Origin of the sequence: Cellulomonas sp. APG4 (genome assembly GCF_009996735.1) — a bacterium.
Classification (GTDB): domain Bacteria; phylum Actinomycetota; class Actinomycetes; order Actinomycetales; family Cellulomonadaceae; genus Actinotalea.
The window spans coordinates 44,055-59,469 of sequence record NZ_JAACYI010000010.1 but is presented as its reverse complement, the minus strand read 5'-3'; the positions used below and the strand labels follow the sequence as shown (position 1 = coordinate 59,469).

Annotated in this window: 16 protein-coding genes; 13 read left to right on the top strand and 3 right to left on the bottom strand. The window is 75.3% G+C overall.

What is annotated here, in order from left to right:
• Window positions 1-46: 46 nt before the first annotated feature.
• Both GXB85_RS09225 and dapD read right to left on the bottom strand, forming a co-directional pair.
• On the bottom strand, window positions 47-874 hold the full coding sequence (locus GXB85_RS09225) for a hypothetical protein (protein ID WP_370524117.1): 828 nt from the start codon (window positions 872-874) through the stop codon (window positions 47-49).
• 44 nt (window positions 875-918) lie between these two features.
• Complete coding sequence (gene dapD / locus GXB85_RS09220) at window positions 919-1,896, bottom strand: 2,3,4,5-tetrahydropyridine-2,6-dicarboxylate N-succinyltransferase (RefSeq protein WP_161917356.1); 978 nt, start codon at window positions 1,894-1,896, stop codon at window positions 919-921.
• An 89-nt stretch (window positions 1,897-1,985) separates the two neighbouring features.
• On the opposite strand from dapD, the gene dapE reads away from it, so the two are divergent.
• The 6 genes from dapE to GXB85_RS09190 all read left to right on the top strand — a co-directional run bounded on the left by dapE (window position 1,986) and on the right by GXB85_RS09190 (window position 8,049).
• Window positions 1,986-3,086, top strand: a complete 1,101-nt coding sequence (gene dapE, locus GXB85_RS09215; RefSeq protein WP_161917355.1) for a succinyl-diaminopimelate desuccinylase — start codon at window positions 1,986-1,988, stop codon at window positions 3,084-3,086.
• A 9-nt stretch (window positions 3,087-3,095) separates the two neighbouring features.
• Window positions 3,096-3,959, top strand: a complete 864-nt coding sequence (locus GXB85_RS09210) for a TIGR00730 family Rossman fold protein (protein ID WP_161917354.1) — start codon at window positions 3,096-3,098, stop codon at window positions 3,957-3,959.
• Entirely contained in the window at window positions 3,956-4,864 is a 909-nt protein-coding gene (folP, locus tag GXB85_RS09205) for a dihydropteroate synthase (RefSeq protein ID WP_370524116.1), read from the top strand. Before GXB85_RS09210 ends, folP begins: the two co-directional genes overlap by 4 nt.
• Window positions 4,861-6,066 carry a hypothetical protein gene (locus GXB85_RS09200; protein ID WP_161917353.1) on the top strand — a complete coding sequence of 402 codons (1,206 nt, stop codon included), beginning with the start codon at window positions 4,861-4,863 and terminating at the stop codon, window positions 6,064-6,066. The genes folP and GXB85_RS09200 overlap by 4 nt, the downstream gene beginning before the upstream one ends.
• A gap of 131 nt (window positions 6,067-6,197) precedes the next feature.
• Window positions 6,198-6,365 carry a DUF3117 domain-containing protein gene (locus GXB85_RS09195; RefSeq protein WP_081802811.1) on the top strand — a complete coding sequence of 56 codons (168 nt, stop codon included), beginning with the start codon at window positions 6,198-6,200 and terminating at the stop codon, window positions 6,363-6,365.
• 145 nt (window positions 6,366-6,510) lie between these two features.
• Window positions 6,511-8,049 (top strand): M17 family metallopeptidase, encoded by a 1,539-nt coding sequence (locus GXB85_RS09190; protein ID WP_370524115.1) that lies wholly within the window; start codon window positions 6,511-6,513, stop codon window positions 8,047-8,049.
• A 53-nt stretch (window positions 8,050-8,102) separates the two neighbouring features.
• Here GXB85_RS09190 and GXB85_RS09185 read toward each other — a convergent pair whose 3' ends face one another.
• Window positions 8,103-8,735 (bottom strand): O-methyltransferase, encoded by a 633-nt coding sequence (locus tag GXB85_RS09185; protein ID WP_161917421.1) that lies wholly within the window; start codon window positions 8,733-8,735, stop codon window positions 8,103-8,105.
• A 142-nt stretch (window positions 8,736-8,877) separates the two neighbouring features.
• Here GXB85_RS09185 and sigE point away from each other — a divergent pair, with 142 nt between their 5' ends.
• From sigE to GXB85_RS09150, 7 genes are all read left to right on the top strand, one after another.
• Entirely contained in the window at window positions 8,878-9,513 is a 636-nt protein-coding gene (gene sigE / locus GXB85_RS09180; RefSeq protein WP_161917352.1) for an RNA polymerase sigma factor SigE, read from the top strand.
• Entirely contained in the window at window positions 9,510-10,466 is a 957-nt protein-coding gene (locus tag GXB85_RS09175; RefSeq protein WP_161917351.1) for a zf-HC2 domain-containing protein, read from the top strand. The genes sigE and GXB85_RS09175 overlap by 4 nt, the downstream gene beginning before the upstream one ends.
• Complete coding sequence (locus tag GXB85_RS09170) at window positions 10,463-11,938, top strand: S1C family serine protease (protein ID WP_370524114.1); 1,476 nt, start codon at window positions 10,463-10,465, stop codon at window positions 11,936-11,938. The genes GXB85_RS09175 and GXB85_RS09170 overlap by 4 nt, the downstream gene beginning before the upstream one ends.
• Window positions 11,939-11,982: 44 nt before the next feature.
• Window positions 11,983-12,390: a twin-arginine translocase TatA/TatE family subunit gene (locus GXB85_RS09165; protein ID WP_161917349.1), complete on the top strand. Its 408-nt coding sequence runs from the start codon at window positions 11,983-11,985 to the stop codon at window positions 12,388-12,390.
• A gap of 116 nt (window positions 12,391-12,506) precedes the next feature.
• The gene (trpS, locus tag GXB85_RS09160) at window positions 12,507-13,553 is read left to right on the top strand and encodes a tryptophan--tRNA ligase (RefSeq protein ID WP_161917348.1); all 1,047 of its coding nucleotides are present in this window, start codon (window positions 12,507-12,509) and stop codon (window positions 13,551-13,553) included.
• Entirely contained in the window at window positions 13,550-14,092 is a 543-nt protein-coding gene (locus tag GXB85_RS09155) for a 2'-5' RNA ligase family protein (protein ID WP_161917347.1), read from the top strand. Before trpS ends, GXB85_RS09155 begins: the two co-directional genes overlap by 4 nt.
• Window positions 14,093-14,392: 300 nt before the next feature.
• Window positions 14,393-15,385, top strand: a complete 993-nt coding sequence (locus GXB85_RS09150; RefSeq protein WP_161917346.1) for a DUF559 domain-containing protein — start codon at window positions 14,393-14,395, stop codon at window positions 15,383-15,385.
• The last annotated feature ends 30 nt before the right edge of the window (window positions 15,386-15,415 follow it).

Here is a 15,415-nt window from a genome sequence, read left to right as displayed (position 1 = left end):
TGCGACCGGTGCGGTCGCACGCCGTCGTCGTTCCAGGGGGCGCGTCTCAGTCGTGGAGGGTGAGCTCGACGACCCCGCTCGCGAGGGGGTCGGTCTCGTCCGGCGCCCACGTCCCTGTCGTGCGGTCCCACACCTGGTCCTCGTGCCGCACACGCACCACGTCGTGCGTCCACGCGACGGCGACCGCCCACTGCGCGGCGGCCCATCCCGCCCTCGAGGGCTCGCCCGCGGCTGACAGGTCGATCCTCACCAGCCCGCCCTCGACCACTGCGACGAGTCCCAGGTCGCGCTCGAGCCGAGCCGCGAGTGCCGCCGGGTCACCGACGCCGTCGGCCTCGGGGAGCGTGCACGTGAGGGCCGCGGGGGACCAGCCGGTGAGCGCCGAGGCCCAGGCCCGCGACCGCGCCTCGTGCTGGGCGTACGCGTCGGGGAACGCCGAGCGCTGCACGGTCTGCGCGGCCTCGGTCACGGCCATCTCCTCGTACCCGTCCACCTGCGCGAGCGCGTCGTAGAACGCGTTCGTCGAGTAGACCGGGTCCATGATCTCCTCGACGCTGCCCCAGCCCTGGGACGGACGCTGCTGGAAGATCCCGACCGAGTCGCGGTCGCCGTAGTCGATGTTGCGCAGCTTCGACTCCTGCAGGCCCGTCGCGATCGCGATCGTCGCCGCTCGCGCGGGCATGCCCCGGCGCACCGACGTCCCCGCCAGGAGTGCCGCCGTCTCGGCCTGGTCGGGTGCGAGGTACCACTCGGTGCCGTCCGCGACCGCGGCACAGCGCTCGACGCGCGGCTCGCCGTCGTTCGCGCGCAGCAGGGCCGCGACGCCGGCGGCCCCGCCGACCACCACGAGGGCGAGCGTCAGCGTGCCCGTCACGGCCCGCGCGGCCGCTCGACGCCGACGTGCCCCGCGCCGAGCCGTCATGAGTTCGCGTGCAGGTCCGGGTTGAGGTCGACGCCCACGCCCTGGCGCCGCAGCACCTCGACCGCCCCCGACGTCGAGCCGCGGCGGAGGAGCAGGCCGGGCAGCCCTGACAGCTCGGCGGCCTTGACGACGTCGCGGCCCGCGAGAGGGGTGCCCGCGAGCGCGTCGCCGACCACCGCGACCTTGGCGCCCGCGGTCACGTACAGCCCGGCCTCGACCACGCAGTCGTCGCCCAGCGGGAAACCGAGACCCGCGTTCGCGCCGAGGAGTGACCGGCGCCCCACCGAGATCGTGACGCGCCCGCCGCCCGAGAGGGTGCCCATGATCGAGGCGCCGCCGCCGACGTCGCTCCCGTCGCCGATGACCACGCCCGCCGAGACCCGCCCCTCGATCATCGAGGCGCCGAGGGTGCCCGCGTTGAAGTTCACGAAGCCCTCGTGCATGACCGTGGTGCCCTCGGCGAGGTGCGCGCCCAGGCGCACGCGGTCGCCGTCGGCGATCCGGACGCCGGCCGGGAGCACGTAGTCGACCATGCGCGGGAACTTGTCGACGCCGTGGACGGTGGGGAAGCGCCCGTGGGCCGCGCGCAGCCGCAGCCGCGTCGTCTCGAATCCCGCGACCGCGCACGGACCGTGGTCCGTCCACACGACGTTGGGCAGCACGCCGAAGAGTCCGTCGAGAGAGAGGCCGTGCGGTGCGACGAGGCGATGGGACAGCAGGTGCAGCCGCAGGTACGCGTCGGCGGTCGAGGTCGGCGGCGTGTCGAGGTCGATCTCGGTGCGCACGACCACCGTCCGGACGGAGCGCGCGTCGTCGGACCCCACGAGCGCCCTCAGGGCGGGCTCGGCGGGGTCGGCGTCGGGGGCCGGACCCAGCGCGGGTGCGGGGTACCAGACGTCGAGGGTGGTGCCCGGGCCCTCGTCGCCGGTGGTCACGGTGGCCAGGCCGGTGCCCCAGGCGGTGCGCGAAGTCATGGGACCAAGCCTAGGGGCCGCCTGCCGCACGGGACGGGCGTCCTGAACCGCGAGACGCCGACGACGGCGTGCGGGCTAGGGTCGGCGCCATGGCCGAGCGACCCCACCTGGACCTCGAGGGCGACCTCGTCACCCTCGCACGCGCGCTGTGCGACACGCCGTCGGTGAGCGGCGACGAGGCAGCGCTCGCGGACGCCGTCGAGCACGCCCTGCGCGCCTACCCGCACCTCGAGGTGCTCCGCGACGGTGACGCCGTCGTCGCCCGCACGCACCTGGGGCGCGCCGAGCGCGTCGTGATCGCGGGTCACCTGGACACGGTGCCGGTCGCCGACAACCTGCCGACGCGGCTGCGCCCCGGTGCGGACGGCGGACCCGACGAGATCTGGGGGCGTGGCACGGTCGACATGAAGGGAGGCGTCGCGGTCCAGCTCGCGCTCGCGGCGCGGGTCACGGCCCCCACGCGCGACGTCACCTGGGTGTTCTACGACCAGGAGGAGGTCGAGGCCGAGCGCAACGGCCTGGGCCGCCTCGTGCGCACCCGGCCGGAGTGGGTGCGCGCCGACTTCGCCGTGCTGTGCGAGCCCACGCGGGCCGGGATCGAGGGCGGCTGCAACGGGACGCTGCGGGCCGAGGTGCGCACGTCCGGGGTCGCGGCGCACTCGGGGCGGGCATGGCTCGGGGTCAACGCGATCCACGCCGCGGCTCCCGTGCTCGAGCGGCTCGCGCGCTACGAGCCCCGCACGGTCGACGTCGACGGTCTGACCTACCGCGAGGGTCTCAACGCCGTCGGCATCCGTGGTGGGATCGCCGGGAACGTCATCCCGGACGAGTGCGTGGTGACCGTGAACTACCGGTTCGCCCCCGAGCTCACCCCCGAGCAGGCCGAGGCCCACGTGCGCGAGGTGTTCGCCGGTCACGACGTGCGCATCACGGACCTCGCGCCCGGGGCCCGCCCGGGCCTGGACCACCCGGCCGCGGCCGCGTTCGCCGCGGCGGTCGGGGGCGCGGGTGGGCCTGCTCCCGTCGCCAAGGAGGGGTGGACCGACGTCGCGCGGTTCTCGGCCCTCGGGGTGCCCGCGGTCAACTACGGCCCGGGCGACCCGAGCCTCGCGCACGCGGACGACGAACGGTGCCCCGTGGACCAGGTGGCGGCGTGCTTCGCCGGGCTCGAGGCGTGGTTGACCTCCTAGGCTCGCCCCATGAGTGACGAGCGAGAGACCTCCGTGCCCGCAGGCGGCGCGACCGAGCGGGCGGGCTCGGACCCGAACGGCTACCGGCGAGGGCCCGTGCTGCTGCGCCGCACGCAGGTGCCCACGACCACGAGCGACCAGCGCCTGCTCGCCAAGGACGGCACGGCGGACTGGCTGCACGCCGACCCGTGGCGGGTCATGCGCATCCAGAGCGAGTTCGTCGAGGGCTTCGGCGCGCTGGCCGAGGTCGGCCCGGCCGTGAGCGTGTTCGGCTCGGCCCGCACGAAGCCGGGCACGCCCGGCTACCGGCTGGGCGAGCAGGTGGGACGCGGTCTCGTGGAGCAGGGCTACGCGGTGATCACGGGCGGCGGCCCGGGGATCATGGAGGCGGCGAACAAGGGTGCCAACGAGGCGGGCGGGCTCTCCGTCGGCCTGGGCATCGAGCTGCCGTTCGAGCAGGGTATGAACCAGTGGGTCGACCTGGGCGTCAACTTCCGCTACTTCTTCGCGCGCAAGACGTGCTTCGTGAAGTACTCGCAGGGTTTCGTGGTGCTGCCGGGCGGGTTCGGGACCTTCGACGAGCTGTTCGAGTCGCTGACGCTGGTGCAGACCCACAAGGTCACCGAGTTCCCGATCGTCCTGGTGGGCAGCGACTACTGGCGCGGCCTGCTCGACTGGCTCGCGGGCCCGGTGGTCGACGCGGGGACCATCAGCGCACGTGACCTCGACCTCGTCGAGGTCGTCGACGACCCGGCCGAGGCCGTGCGCCTCGTGTGCGAGCGCGACGCCGAGCTGCGCGCCGAGGAGGAGGCCGCCGTCGCGGCCAACGCCGCGGCCGAGCAGGAGGCCGAGCGCGCCTCGCGACGGCGGTGATCCCGCCCGCGGGGGTGCCGCTGCGGCTGCGCGGGCGGACGGTCGCGCACGGGCGTCCGGCTGTCATGGCCGTGGTCAACCGGACGACCGACTCGTTCTGGTCGGGTGCCCGGGCGGCCGACGACGACGCCGCGCTCGCGGCCGTGGCGCGCGCGGTCGCCGAGGGTGCGGACCTCGTGGACATCGGCGGGGTGCGGGCCGGTCGCGGCCCCGCGGTCGAGGTGGACGAGGAGATCGACCGGGTCGTGCCGCTCGTGCGCGCCGTGCGCGCGGAGTTCGCCGACCTCCCGCTGAGCGTCGACACGTGGCGTGCCGAGGTCGCCGAGGAGGTCGCCCGCGCCGGGGCGGACCTGCTCAACGACACCTGGGCGGGGCACGACCCCCGGCTGGTCGAGGTCGCCGCGCGCCACGGACTGGGCGTCGTGTGCTCGCACACCGGCGGCCTGGGCCCACGCACCGACCCGCTGCGTCCCGAGTACCTGCCCCCCGCCGAGGGCGACCCTCGCGACGGCGTCCTGCACGACGTGCTCGCGACCGTCGGGGCCGCGGCCCGTCGCGCCGTCGACCTGGGCATCGACCCGGGCTCGGTGCTCGTGGACCCCACGCACGACTTCGGCAAGAGCACCTGGCACTCCCTGCACCTCACGCGGCGCACCGAGGCGCTCGTCGGCCTCGGGTTCCCCGTGCTCATGGCCCTGAGCCGCAAGGACTTCGTGGGCGAGTCGCTCGACCTGCCCGTCGACGAGCGGCTCGAGGGCACGCTCGCCGCCACCGCCGTCGCGGCGTGGCAGGGTGCGTCGGTGTTCCGGGCGCACGACGTGCGTGCCACGCGCCGCGTCGTCGAGATGGTCGCCGTCGTGCGCGGTGACCTGCCGCCCGCACGCGCGGTGCGAGGGCTCGTGTGACGTCCCCGGCCCGCTGGCCCTGGTGGGTGCAGGTGCTCGCGGTCCACGCGCTGGCGCGCCTGTTCTCGGCCGTGGTGCTGGTGGTCGTGGCCCGGAGCCAGGCGGCCACACCGTGGACCCCCGCAGGCCCCGGGTACCTCGAGTACACGGGCCTCATGTGGGACGCCAGCTGGTACCGGCAGGTGGCGGAGGTCGGGTACCCGTCGGACCTGCCGACCGGGGCGGACGGCGCGGTGGTGCAGAACGCGTGGGCGTTCCTGCCGCTCTTCCCGCTGCTGGTCCGGGCGATCATGGCGGCGACAGGTGCGCCCTGGGCGGTCGCGGGGCCGCTGACGGCGACCGTCCTGGGCGCGCTCGCGATGCTCGTGCTGCACCGTCTCGTCGTGGTCGCGACGGAGCGCGCAGGCCGGCCCCCGCGCGACGCCCGACGGCTCGCGCTCGCGACCGTCGGCCTGGTCACGACGTCGGCCGCCGCCCCTGTGCTCCAGGTGGCCTACAGCGAGTCGCTCGCGCTGCTGCTGCTCGCCGCCGTGCTGCTGTGCCTCGTGCGTGAGCGCTACCTCGCCGCCTCCGGGCTCGTGCTGCTGCTCGGACTGACCCGCCCGGTCGCGCTCGCGGTCGGCGCGGCCGTGCTCGCGCACCTCGTGGCACGCCTGCGCACACGTGCGGTCGACGCGCGTGCGTGGTCCGTGGCCGCCCCCGTGCTCGGTCTCGGCGCGGTGACGGCGGTGTCCGGTGTGCTCTGGCTGGCGGTCGCGGCCGCCGCCACCGGTGTCCCCGACGCCTACACGCGCACCCAGGCGGCCTGGCGGGGGACCGGGCAGGTGGTGCCGGTGCGTCCGTGGCTCGACGTCGCGCAGTGGCTGCTCGGCAGCTGGGGTCTCCCCGTCCTCGCCCTCCTCGTGGCCCTGGCGGTCGCCGCGGTGCTCTCGTCTCCGGTGCGACGGCTCGGCCCCGAGCTGCAGGGCTGGGCCGCGGGGTACCTCGCCTACCTGCTCGCCGTCGTCGAGCCGGGGACGAGCCTGGTGCGCTTCGGGCTGCTCGCGTTCCCGCTCGCGGCCGGCCTCGCGGCGTGGGCGCTGACGAGCCCGCGGTGGCCCGCTGCGAGGCTCGGCGCGCTGCTGGTGATCGGGCTGGTCACCCAGGTGGTCTGGGTCGCACAGCTCTGGCGACTGGTACCGCCGTCCGGGTGGCCGCCGTGAGACCGCAGGTCCGCCGGGTGAACTAGACTGATCTCGGACATCCGCTCACCTCTGCCCGGACGGCCGCAGGCCTGTGCCTGCGTCCCCCGGCCGAGAGAGCGGTTCGCGACGGACGTGGGAGGAACCCCCCGATGGCTGCGATGAAGCCGAGGACCGGTGACGGACCGCTCGAGGTCACCAAGGAGGGCCGCGGGATCGTCATGCGCGTGCCGCTCGAGGGCGGAGGGCGTCTGGTCGTCGAGCTCAACGCGACCGAGGCGAGCGAGCTCGGCGAGGCCCTGACCTCGGTCGTCAGCTGACGCCGCCGTGCCCGGGGGCAACCCACGCGGACGTGCGCTGACCGGGCGCACGAGCAGCACGGCACGGGGCCGTTCGCGCGCACAGGCGCGGCGACCCGCCCGCGACGGCCGTCCGACCGAGACGTCGGACGCGCCGTTCCTGGCCGTGCCGCCGACGAGCTTCTCCGTGGTGCGCGGCAGCGTCGCGGCCACGGCCCTGCTCGAGGACGACGGCGTGGACGCGCTCGCGGTCGCGCTGGCCCCCGCGGGTGAGGGGGACGACGGCGCGCAGCCGCGCGCCGGCGCCACCGACGCCGCGGTCCGGTACGGGATCGACCTCCCCGACCTCGCCGACCGGCACGACGCGACGGGTGCGGCGGGCGAGGTCCGCACGGTCCACCTGCCGCGCGCGCTCGCGGGCGGCGGCGCGCTGCCCTGGGCTGGGCTGCCGTCGCGGCTGCTGCTGGTGGGCATCGGCTCGGGCGGTCCCGAGGACCTGCGGCGCAGCGGCGCCGCGCTCGCACGAGCCACGCAGGGGCTGCGACGCGTGGTGACCACCGTGGGCTCGGATGCGGGGCCGGACGGTGTGCGGGCGCTGGTCGAGGGCTTCGTGCTCGGCGCCTACCGCCACCCGAGCCGCGCGACGGCTCCCTCCCCGCCCGCCCCACCGGCCGAGGTGGTGCTGCTGGGCCGCCATGCCGAGGCGGCCGTGACCGCCGCGGTCACGGCCGCGCACGCCACGTGCACGGCGCGGGCGCTCACCGTCGAGCCGTCCGACACCAAGACACCCGCGTGGCTCGCCGACCGAGCGGTCGCGCTCGCCCGCGCTGCTGGGCTCGAGACCGAGGTGCTCGACGAGGACGCGCTGCGTGCCGGGGGCTTCGGGGGCGTCCTCGCCGTCGGCGGCGGCTCGGCGAGCCCCCCACGGCTCGTGACGGTGCGATACACCCCGGCGGAGACCTCGCGGACCGCACGGCACGTCGTCGTCGTGGGCAAGGGCATCACCTACGACACGGGCGGCATCTCGATCAAGCCGCGCGAGTCGATGGTCGCGATGAAGACCGACATGGCGGGCGCCGCGGTCGCTCTCGCGACGGTGCTCGGGGCCGCCGCGGCCGGAGTGCGGCACCGCGTCACCGCCGTGCTCCCGCTCGCGGAGAACGCGGTCGGTGCCTCGGCCTACCGCCCGGGTGACGTGCTGCGCCTGTACGACGGCACGACCGTCGAGATCGGCAACACCGACGCCGAGGGGCGGATCGTCCTGGCGGACGCGCTGGCGTACGCCGACGCCCGGCTGGAGCCCGACGTGCTGGTCGACGTCGCGACGCTCACGGGCGCCGCGACCCTCGGGCTCGGCCGCCAGCACGGCGCGCTCTACACGAGCGACGACAGGCTCGCCCGTGGGCTCGAGGCCGCCGGGCTCGAGGCAGGCGAGCGCCTGTGGCGCATGCCGCTGGTGCCCGAGTACGCCGAGGCCATCCGGTCGCAGGTGGCCGACGTACGACAGGTGCCCGTCGACGGCTGGACGGGGGGTGGCTCGATCACCGCGGCCCTGTTCCTGCAGCGCTTCGCCGGTGCCCGGCGGTGGGCCCACCTCGACATCGCGGGGCCCGCACGAGCGACCGCGGCAGCGCACGAGGTTCCCGAGGGGGCCACCGGCTTCGGCGTGCGTGTGCTGATGCGCTGGCTGGGTCAGCTGCGCTGAACCCGGCCGGTACCGCGCGGTAGTCGGCCGGCGGCACGGGCCGCGGGAGACGGTCAGCGCCGAGCGGCGAGCAGCAGGCCGTCGCCCGTGGGGAGCATCGCCGGGACCAGACGCTCGTCGTCGCGCAGGCCCCGGATGACCTCGCGCACCGTCGTCGTCGTCTCGTCGCGGCGCGCCGGGTCCGGCAGCCGGTCGTGGTGCAGCGCGTGCGCGACGGCGAGCACACCGCCCGGGCGCAGCAGGCGAACGGCCTGCTCGACGTGCTGCGGGAGCTCGAGCGGGTCGCCGTCGGCGAGCACCAGGTCGTAGCCACCGTCGGTGAGGCGGGGAAGCACGTCGAGCGCCCTGCCCGTGATCGCACGCACGCGTGTGGGCCGCACGCCGTCGTCGGCGAAGGCGGTGCGGGCCGCGCGCTGGTGCTCGGCCTCGGTGTCGATCGTGGTCAGCACGCCGTCGGGCGCCATGCCGCGCAGCAGCCACAGGCCCGAGACCCCCGCACCCGTCCCGATCTCCACCACGGCCGCGGCACGCAGGGCGGCGGCCGTGGTGCGCAGCGCAGCGCCGGTCCCCGGGGAGACCGGCGGGCACCCCAGCTGCGCGGCGCGGTCGGTGGCCCGCAGCACGACGTCGTCGAGGGTCAGGAAGTCCTCGCTGTAGGCCCAGCTCGCGGACTTGTCGGTGGAGATGATGGCTCCTCGTCAGGCGTGGTGCGGTGCGTCCCACGGGGCCGGGTGCGGTGCGCCCCGGCGGTGCGTGTGCGGTGGACCGATGCTAGCGCGGCCCCCGCGGAACACAGCGGCCGCGACGTACGTTCCTCGGTGGGGAAGAATGGTCACCGACACCCCGGTGGCCGTCACCGGACAGGAGGACGACGTGACCGACGCGCCCTACCAGCCGCCTGGCTGGGAGCAGATCGTCACCGAGCACTCCGCGCGCGTGTACCGCCTCGCCTACCGCCTGACGGGCAACCGCTACGACGCCGAGGACCTCACGCAGGAGACCTTCGTCCGCGTCTTCCGCTCGCTGTCGACGTACACCCCCGGGACCTTCGAGGGCTGGCTGCACCGCATCACGACGAACCTCTTCCTCGACATGGTGCGTCGCCGCAACCGCATCCGCATGGACGCCCTCGGCGACAACGCCGAGCAGATCCCGGGGCGCGAGGGCCCGGGCAGCCCTGAGCGCGGCTTCGAGCACGCGAACCTGGACCACGACGTCCAGCGGGCCCTCGACGCCCTCTCGCCCGAGTTCCGTGCCGCCGTCGTGCTGTGCGACATCGAGGGCCTGTCCTACGAGGAGATCGCCGTCACGCTCGGCATCAAGCTCGGGACGGTGCGCTCACGCATCCACCGCGCGCGCGCCCAGCTGCGCGACGCGCTCGCCCACCGCGCTCCCGGTGAGAGCGCAGGTGAGGGCGTCACGGAGCCGGTCACCCACGCGGACGCGTCGGTGGGTGCCCGGTGACCCACCTCGGCACGCAGGTCAGCGCCCTCGCCGACGGCCAGCTGTCCCCCGCGGCCGCCGAACGGGCGCTCGCCCACGTCGCCGTCTGCCCCGAGTGCGAGGCCGAGCTCCGCGCGGCCCGCGCCGCCCACCGCGCCCTCAGGGCGGCGATGGACGTGCCCGCCGCGGACCCTGACCTCACGGCGCGGCTCCTCGCGATCGGTTGCCCGCCGCCCGGCGGCGCGGCGCGCCCGGCCGCCGAACCGTTCTCGCTCGACGGCTCCGTCCCGCTCCCGGGCACGCGCGAGCGCGTCCCTGCCGACTGCCTCGACGGGACGCTCGGACGGGGGCGCTCGGTGTCGTCGCGGGCGCTCGTCCTCACGGGCGCCGGCCTGGGCGTGGTGGTCGCAGCCCTCGTCTCGCTCGGCGACGAGCCGCTCGTCGTCCCTTCGGGGCACCCCGCCCAGGCGATGTCGGTGCTGGGCGCCGTTCCCACGGCGGCGCCGGCGGGCACCACGGCCGAGCTGGGCGACGACGAGCTGCCGCTCGACGACGACGACGGCGACGCGCTCCTCGCGTGGATGTCCGACGAGGGCTGGGCGTGCCCGACCGACCTGCCCGACGGTCTCGAGGTGACGGCGCTGCGGCTGCACGCCGACGGTGCTCTCGAGATCGACCTCGTGGGCGAGGACGCGACGCTCGTCGTCACCGAGAGGCGTGGCCGTCTCCACGCCCCCGGGCTCGAGGGCGCGACTCCGGTCGAGCTGGGCGGCCGGACCGTCCACGTGCTCTCGAGCGCCCCGTGGCACGGCGTGTGGCAGTCGGGTGACACCGTGGTCGGCGTGGTCGCGCAGGGTGAGGCCGACGCGGTCGAGGAGCTCGTCGCGGCCTATCCTGACGACCCCTACGACGACGGCCTGCCTGCCCGCCTCTCGCGCGGATGGGCCGAGCTGGCAGGAAGCTGGAGCCCGTGAGCGACTCGAACCCCTTCGCCCCGCCGTCGGTGCCACGCGCCCCCGAGCCCGTGCGGTCGCCCGACGGCGACCAGGACGGTGCCAGGGCCGCACGGCCCACGCACGAGGGTCCCGGGGCCACGTCGTCGGCGCACGAGCGCGGGCCAGGGGGCGGTTCCGAGCCGGGCGACGGGGCCGCGCAGGCCGGTGCTGCGCCCGTGGGCGGGCCGTACGCGCCCCCGCCCGCCGCCGGTGGTGCGCACGCGCCCGCGTGGGGGGCGGCTGCGGGTGGAGCGGCGTCGGCCTCGCCGACGCCTGCGGCCGAGGCGGGTGCCGCTCCACCACCCGAGGGCGCGGTCGACAGCTGGGGTCGGCCGGTGCCCGGACGTCCGTTGCGTGCCGGCATGAGCAAGGCGTGGATCGCGCCGCTCGTCGTGCTCTCCCTCGTCGCGGGCGCCGTCGGAGGCTGGGGCGTCGAGGAGCTGCTCGACGGGCGACGCCCGACGAGTGCCGACCTGCCCGCCTCGGCCGGCGGGACGTCGGGCTCGGGCGAGCCCCTCGAGGGCGTCTCGGCGATCGCCGCCGAGGTGCTTCCCTCGGTCGTGTCGATCGAGGTGCGCGGCGCCGACGGGCAGGGCACCGGCTCGGGCTTCGTGCTGCGCGAGGACGGCTACATCCTCACCAACAACCACGTGGTCTCGATGGCCGCCGACGGTGCCGCGGACGTCGCGGTGCTGTTCTCCGACGGCACCGAGGAGCCCGCAGAGCTGGTCGGTCGCACCGTGGACTACGACCTCGCGGTGCTCAAGGTCGACCGCGACGGGCTCCGGCCGCTCCCGCTCGCCGACTCCGACGCGGTCGTCGTGGGCGACACGGTGGTGGCCGTGGGCGCGCCCCTCGGCCTCCAGGGCACCGTGACGACGGGGATCGTCAGCGCCCTCAACCGTCCCGTCGCCGCCGGGGACGCGGAGCAGACGGCCTTCATCAACGCGATCCAGACCGACGCCGCGATCAACCCCGGCAACTCCGGTGGCCCGCTCGTCGACCTGTCCGGTGAGGTCGTCGGCATCAACTCGGCGATCGCCCAGCCGCCCGGGTACTCGCAGGCTGGCGGCAGCATCGGTCTCGGCTTCGCGATCCCGGCGAACCAGGCCCGCCGCACCGCCGAGGAGCTCATCGAGACCGGGACCGCGACGTACCCGGTGATCGGCGTGCTGCTCGACCAGCGCTACACCGGCGAGGGCGTGCAGGTCTCGACCGAGGCGCAGGAGGGAACGCCGGCCGTCACGCCGGGCGGACCCGCCGCGCAGGCGGGCATCGAGCCGGGCGACGTGATCACGGCGATCGACGGGCGTCCCGTCACCGAGGCCGACGAGCTCATCGTCGCGATCCGGGCCAAGGCCCCGGGGGACGCCGTCGTGCTCACGGTGCGCCGCGGCGACGCCGACCCGCGCGACGTGCGCGTCGTGCTCGACGAGCTCCCGAGCCAGTGACGCGGGCCGGCCGCGGGGCACCGGGCCGCGGATAGTCTGGACACGTGTTCGGGATCAACGGCGCCGAGGTGCTCGTGCTCCTGCTCGTCGCCCTCGTGGTGGTCGGGCCCGAGCGCCTGCCCGCGTACGCCGAGCAGCTCGGCGCCTGGACCCGCCGTCTGCGTGAGCTCGTCGGCACGGCGAAGCAGCGCGTGTCGGCCGAGCTGGGCGAGGACTCCGACGTCGACTGGGCGTCGCTCGACCCGCGACGGTACGACCCGCGCCGGATCGTGCGCGAGGCGCTCCTCGAGGAGGTCACGGCACCTCCGGTGACGGGCCGCAGCTACACCACGCGCTCGGCTGCTGCGGCCACGGGCGCGGCTGGGGCGGGCACGGCCGCTGCCGCGGCGGCGGCCTCGGGCGACGCGCGCGGCGCGGGGGTCGGGGCCCCGTTCGACGACGAGGCGACCTGAGGCCACGCGCGCCACGCGGGAACCGGTCGGCGGAGGACGTCGTCGGGCGCCGTCGTCGGGGAGGCCGCCACGGTCGCGGTCGAGCCCACCCCCTCGGGCCTGCCAGAATGCTCGTCATGTCGCCTGCGACCGCGAACCACGGACGTCCCCGCATCCTCTCGGGGATGCAGCCCACCTCCGACTCCCTGCACCTGGGGAACTACCTGGGGGCCCTGACGAGCTGGGTCGCGCTGCAGGACGACTACGACGCCCTGTACACGGTGGTCGACCTGCACGCCCTCACGGTGGCGCCCGAGCCGGCAGCGCTGCGCGAGCGCACGCGTCGCACGGCGGCCCAGTACCTCGCGGCCGGGGTCGACCCGGAGCGCTCGCTGCTCTTCGTCCAGAGCCACGTGCCCGAGCACACCGAGCTGGCGTGGGTGCTCGCGTGCCACACCGGTTTCGGTGAGGCGTCGCGCATGACCCAGTTCAAGGACAAGTCGGCCAAGCTGGGTGCGGAGGGCACGACGGTCGGTCTGTTCACGTACCCGGTGCTGATGGCGGCGGACATCCTGCTCTACGACGCCGCGTTGGTGCCCGTGGGCGAGGACCAGCGTCAGCACCTCGAGATCACGCGGGACCTCGCGCAGCGGCTCAACGCGCGGTTCGGCGACATGGTCGTGGTGCCGAAGGCGCACATCGTGCGCGAGACCGCGAAGATCTACGACCTGCAGGAGCCCACGGCGAAGATGAGCAAGAGCTCGTCGTCGCCCAACGGCCTCATCGAGCTGCTGGACGACCCGAAGGTGGTCGCCAAGCGCATCCGCTCGGCGGTGACCGACGCCGGGTCCGAGATCCGGTTCGACCCCGAGCACAAGCCGGGCGTCTCGAACCTGCTGAGCATCTACTCGGCCCTGAGCGGACGCACGATCGCCGAGCTCGAGCGGGACTACGAGGGCAAGGGCTACGGCCATCTCAAGGTCGACCTCGCCGACGTCGTGCTCGAGGTGCTGACCCCGTTCCAGGAGCGCGTGCGTGGCTACCTGGACGACCCGACGACGCTCGACGACGTGCTCGCCGACGGCGCCGAGCGTGCGCGTGAGATCGCCTCGGCCACGCTCGCGCGGGTGTACGACCGGATCGGCTTGCTGCCGCCGCGCGCGCGGGCGGGACTGCTGCGGTGAGGCTGCCGGAGCGGGTGGGCGACCAGGTGCGGATCGGGGTGGCCCTCCAGGTGCCCGCACCCTGGGGCCCGACGCTCCAGCAGGCCCGCGCCGGATTCGGGGACCCGCTCGCGCAGGACATCCCCCCGCACGTGACGCTGCTCGGCCCCACCGTGGTCGAGCCCGCGGAGCTCGAGGCCGTCGGCGACCACCTCACGGCGGTCGGCAGGTCGCACGGGCCGTTCACGCTGCACCTGCGGGGGACGGGCACGTTCCGCCCGGTCTCGGCCGTGGTGTTCGTCCAGGTGGTGCAGGGCATCGCCGAGTGCGAGCTGCTCGAGCGCGCCGTGCGCTCCGGGCCGCTCGCGCAGGACGTGCGGTTCAACTACCACCCGCACGTGACCGTCGCGCACGACGTGCCCGACGAGGACCTCGACCGCGCGTTCGACGAGCTCGCCGACTTCGAGGCCCAGTTCCTGGTCGACAGCATCCAGGTCTTCGAGCACGGCGACGACGGCGTGTGGCGCCCCGTGCGGAGCTTCCCGCTCACCGCCTCCTGACCGCCTGTCCTGGCGGCCTGCTCGGTGCCGGTGTGGAGCGTTCCCGGCCCATGTGGAGCCTTCCCGGCCCATGTGGAGCGTTCGCGGCCCATGTGGAGCCTTCCCGGCCCGTGTGGAGCGTTCCCGGCCTATGTGGAGCGTTCCCGGCCGCTTCACCGGCGTGTCGCACCCGACAACGCTCCACACCAAGCGCCACGGGCGCTCCGGAGCAGGTCTCCACAGCACGCGACAGGCGGATGCGGTCCACAGCGGCTCACGTGATCGCCACCGGCCGGAGCCGCGCGCACGGATCCTGACGCCATGATGCGTCCCTCGTCAGCGCTCATCGTGCGTGCCCGCGAGGCCGCCGCTCGCGGGGTCTCCGAGGGCGCGTGGCGCGGACCGGGGATGGTCGCCGTGCGGCGCGGCGTCCGTGTGGACTCCCTGACGGACCCGCTCAACCCGGACGTGCGCATCGCAGCCGTGGCGGGAGACCTGCCGGAGCACGCGGTGGTCGGTGGATGGGGCGCCGCACGGTTGCTCGAGGCGCGGGACGCCACGGACGACCTCGAGGTGTTCGACGGGCGTCGACGATGGGACGACGGGCAGCTCGTCCGGCAGGACTTCGCCCACGGTCAGGCGCGGGTGCTCGTCGTCGCGGCGCGCGAGAGCAGGCTGACTCTCAGGCCCGACGTGCGCGTGCTCCGCAGCGAGGCCCGGGCGCACGAACGCGTCGAGGTGGACGGGATCCGGATCACGTCCCCGGTGCGCACGGCGCTGGATCTCGCCCGCTTGCTCCCGTTGACGACCGCCGTGATCGGCCTCGACCGTCTGATCCACGTCGGTGCGGTCACGCCTGTCGAGGTGGCCGACGCGCTCGACGCATGGCCCCGAGCGCGTGGCGCGTTCGCCGCGCGTCGTGCGCTCTCGATGGTCGACGGCGCCGCCGAGTCACCGCAGGAGTCGCTGCTGCGGCTTGCCTGGGTGCAGGCAGGCCTGCCGCGCCCACGGGCGAACGCCGTCGTGCTCGATGGCGTCGGGAGGTTCGTCGCGCGGGTGGACCTGTTCGACGAGCAGGCCGGTGTGGTGGGGGAGTACGACGGCGCCTACCACGCGAGTGCCGAGCGACGAGCGCAGGACGCGGAGCGGCAGGAATGGCTCGAGGACCTGGGCCTCACGGTTGTCCGGGCGACCGCTGTCGATCTTCGCGACGGTGCCGCCGTGGCGCGGTGGCAGGGACGGCTGCGTGCGGGCTACCGACGTGCCCGGTCCCGACGTCCCGAGGAGCGACGCTGGACGACCCCACGAACGTGACGCCCGTTCCGCCGGCGCGGCGTGTGGAGC

Bases quoted from the DNA above. Each gene is read 5' to 3' on its own strand.
- dapD (WP_161917356.1), bottom strand. From the start codon at position 1,896: ATGACTTCGCGCACCGCCTGGGGCACCGGCCTGGCCACCGTGACCACC.
- dapE (WP_161917355.1), top strand. From the start codon at position 1,986: ATGGCCGAGCGACCCCACCTGGACCTCGAGGGCGACCTCGTCACCCTC.
- GXB85_RS09210 (WP_161917354.1), top strand. From the start codon at position 3,096: ATGAGTGACGAGCGAGAGACCTCCGTGCCCGCAGGCGGCGCGACCGAG.
- GXB85_RS09195 (WP_081802811.1), top strand. From the start codon at position 6,198: ATGGCTGCGATGAAGCCGAGGACCGGTGACGGACCGCTCGAGGTCACC.
- sigE (WP_161917352.1), top strand. From the start codon at position 8,878: ATGGTCACCGACACCCCGGTGGCCGTCACCGGACAGGAGGACGACGTG.
- trpS (WP_161917348.1), top strand. From the start codon at position 12,507: ATGTCGCCTGCGACCGCGAACCACGGACGTCCCCGCATCCTCTCGGGG.
- GXB85_RS09150 (WP_161917346.1), top strand. From the start codon at position 14,393: ATGATGCGTCCCTCGTCAGCGCTCATCGTGCGTGCCCGCGAGGCCGCC.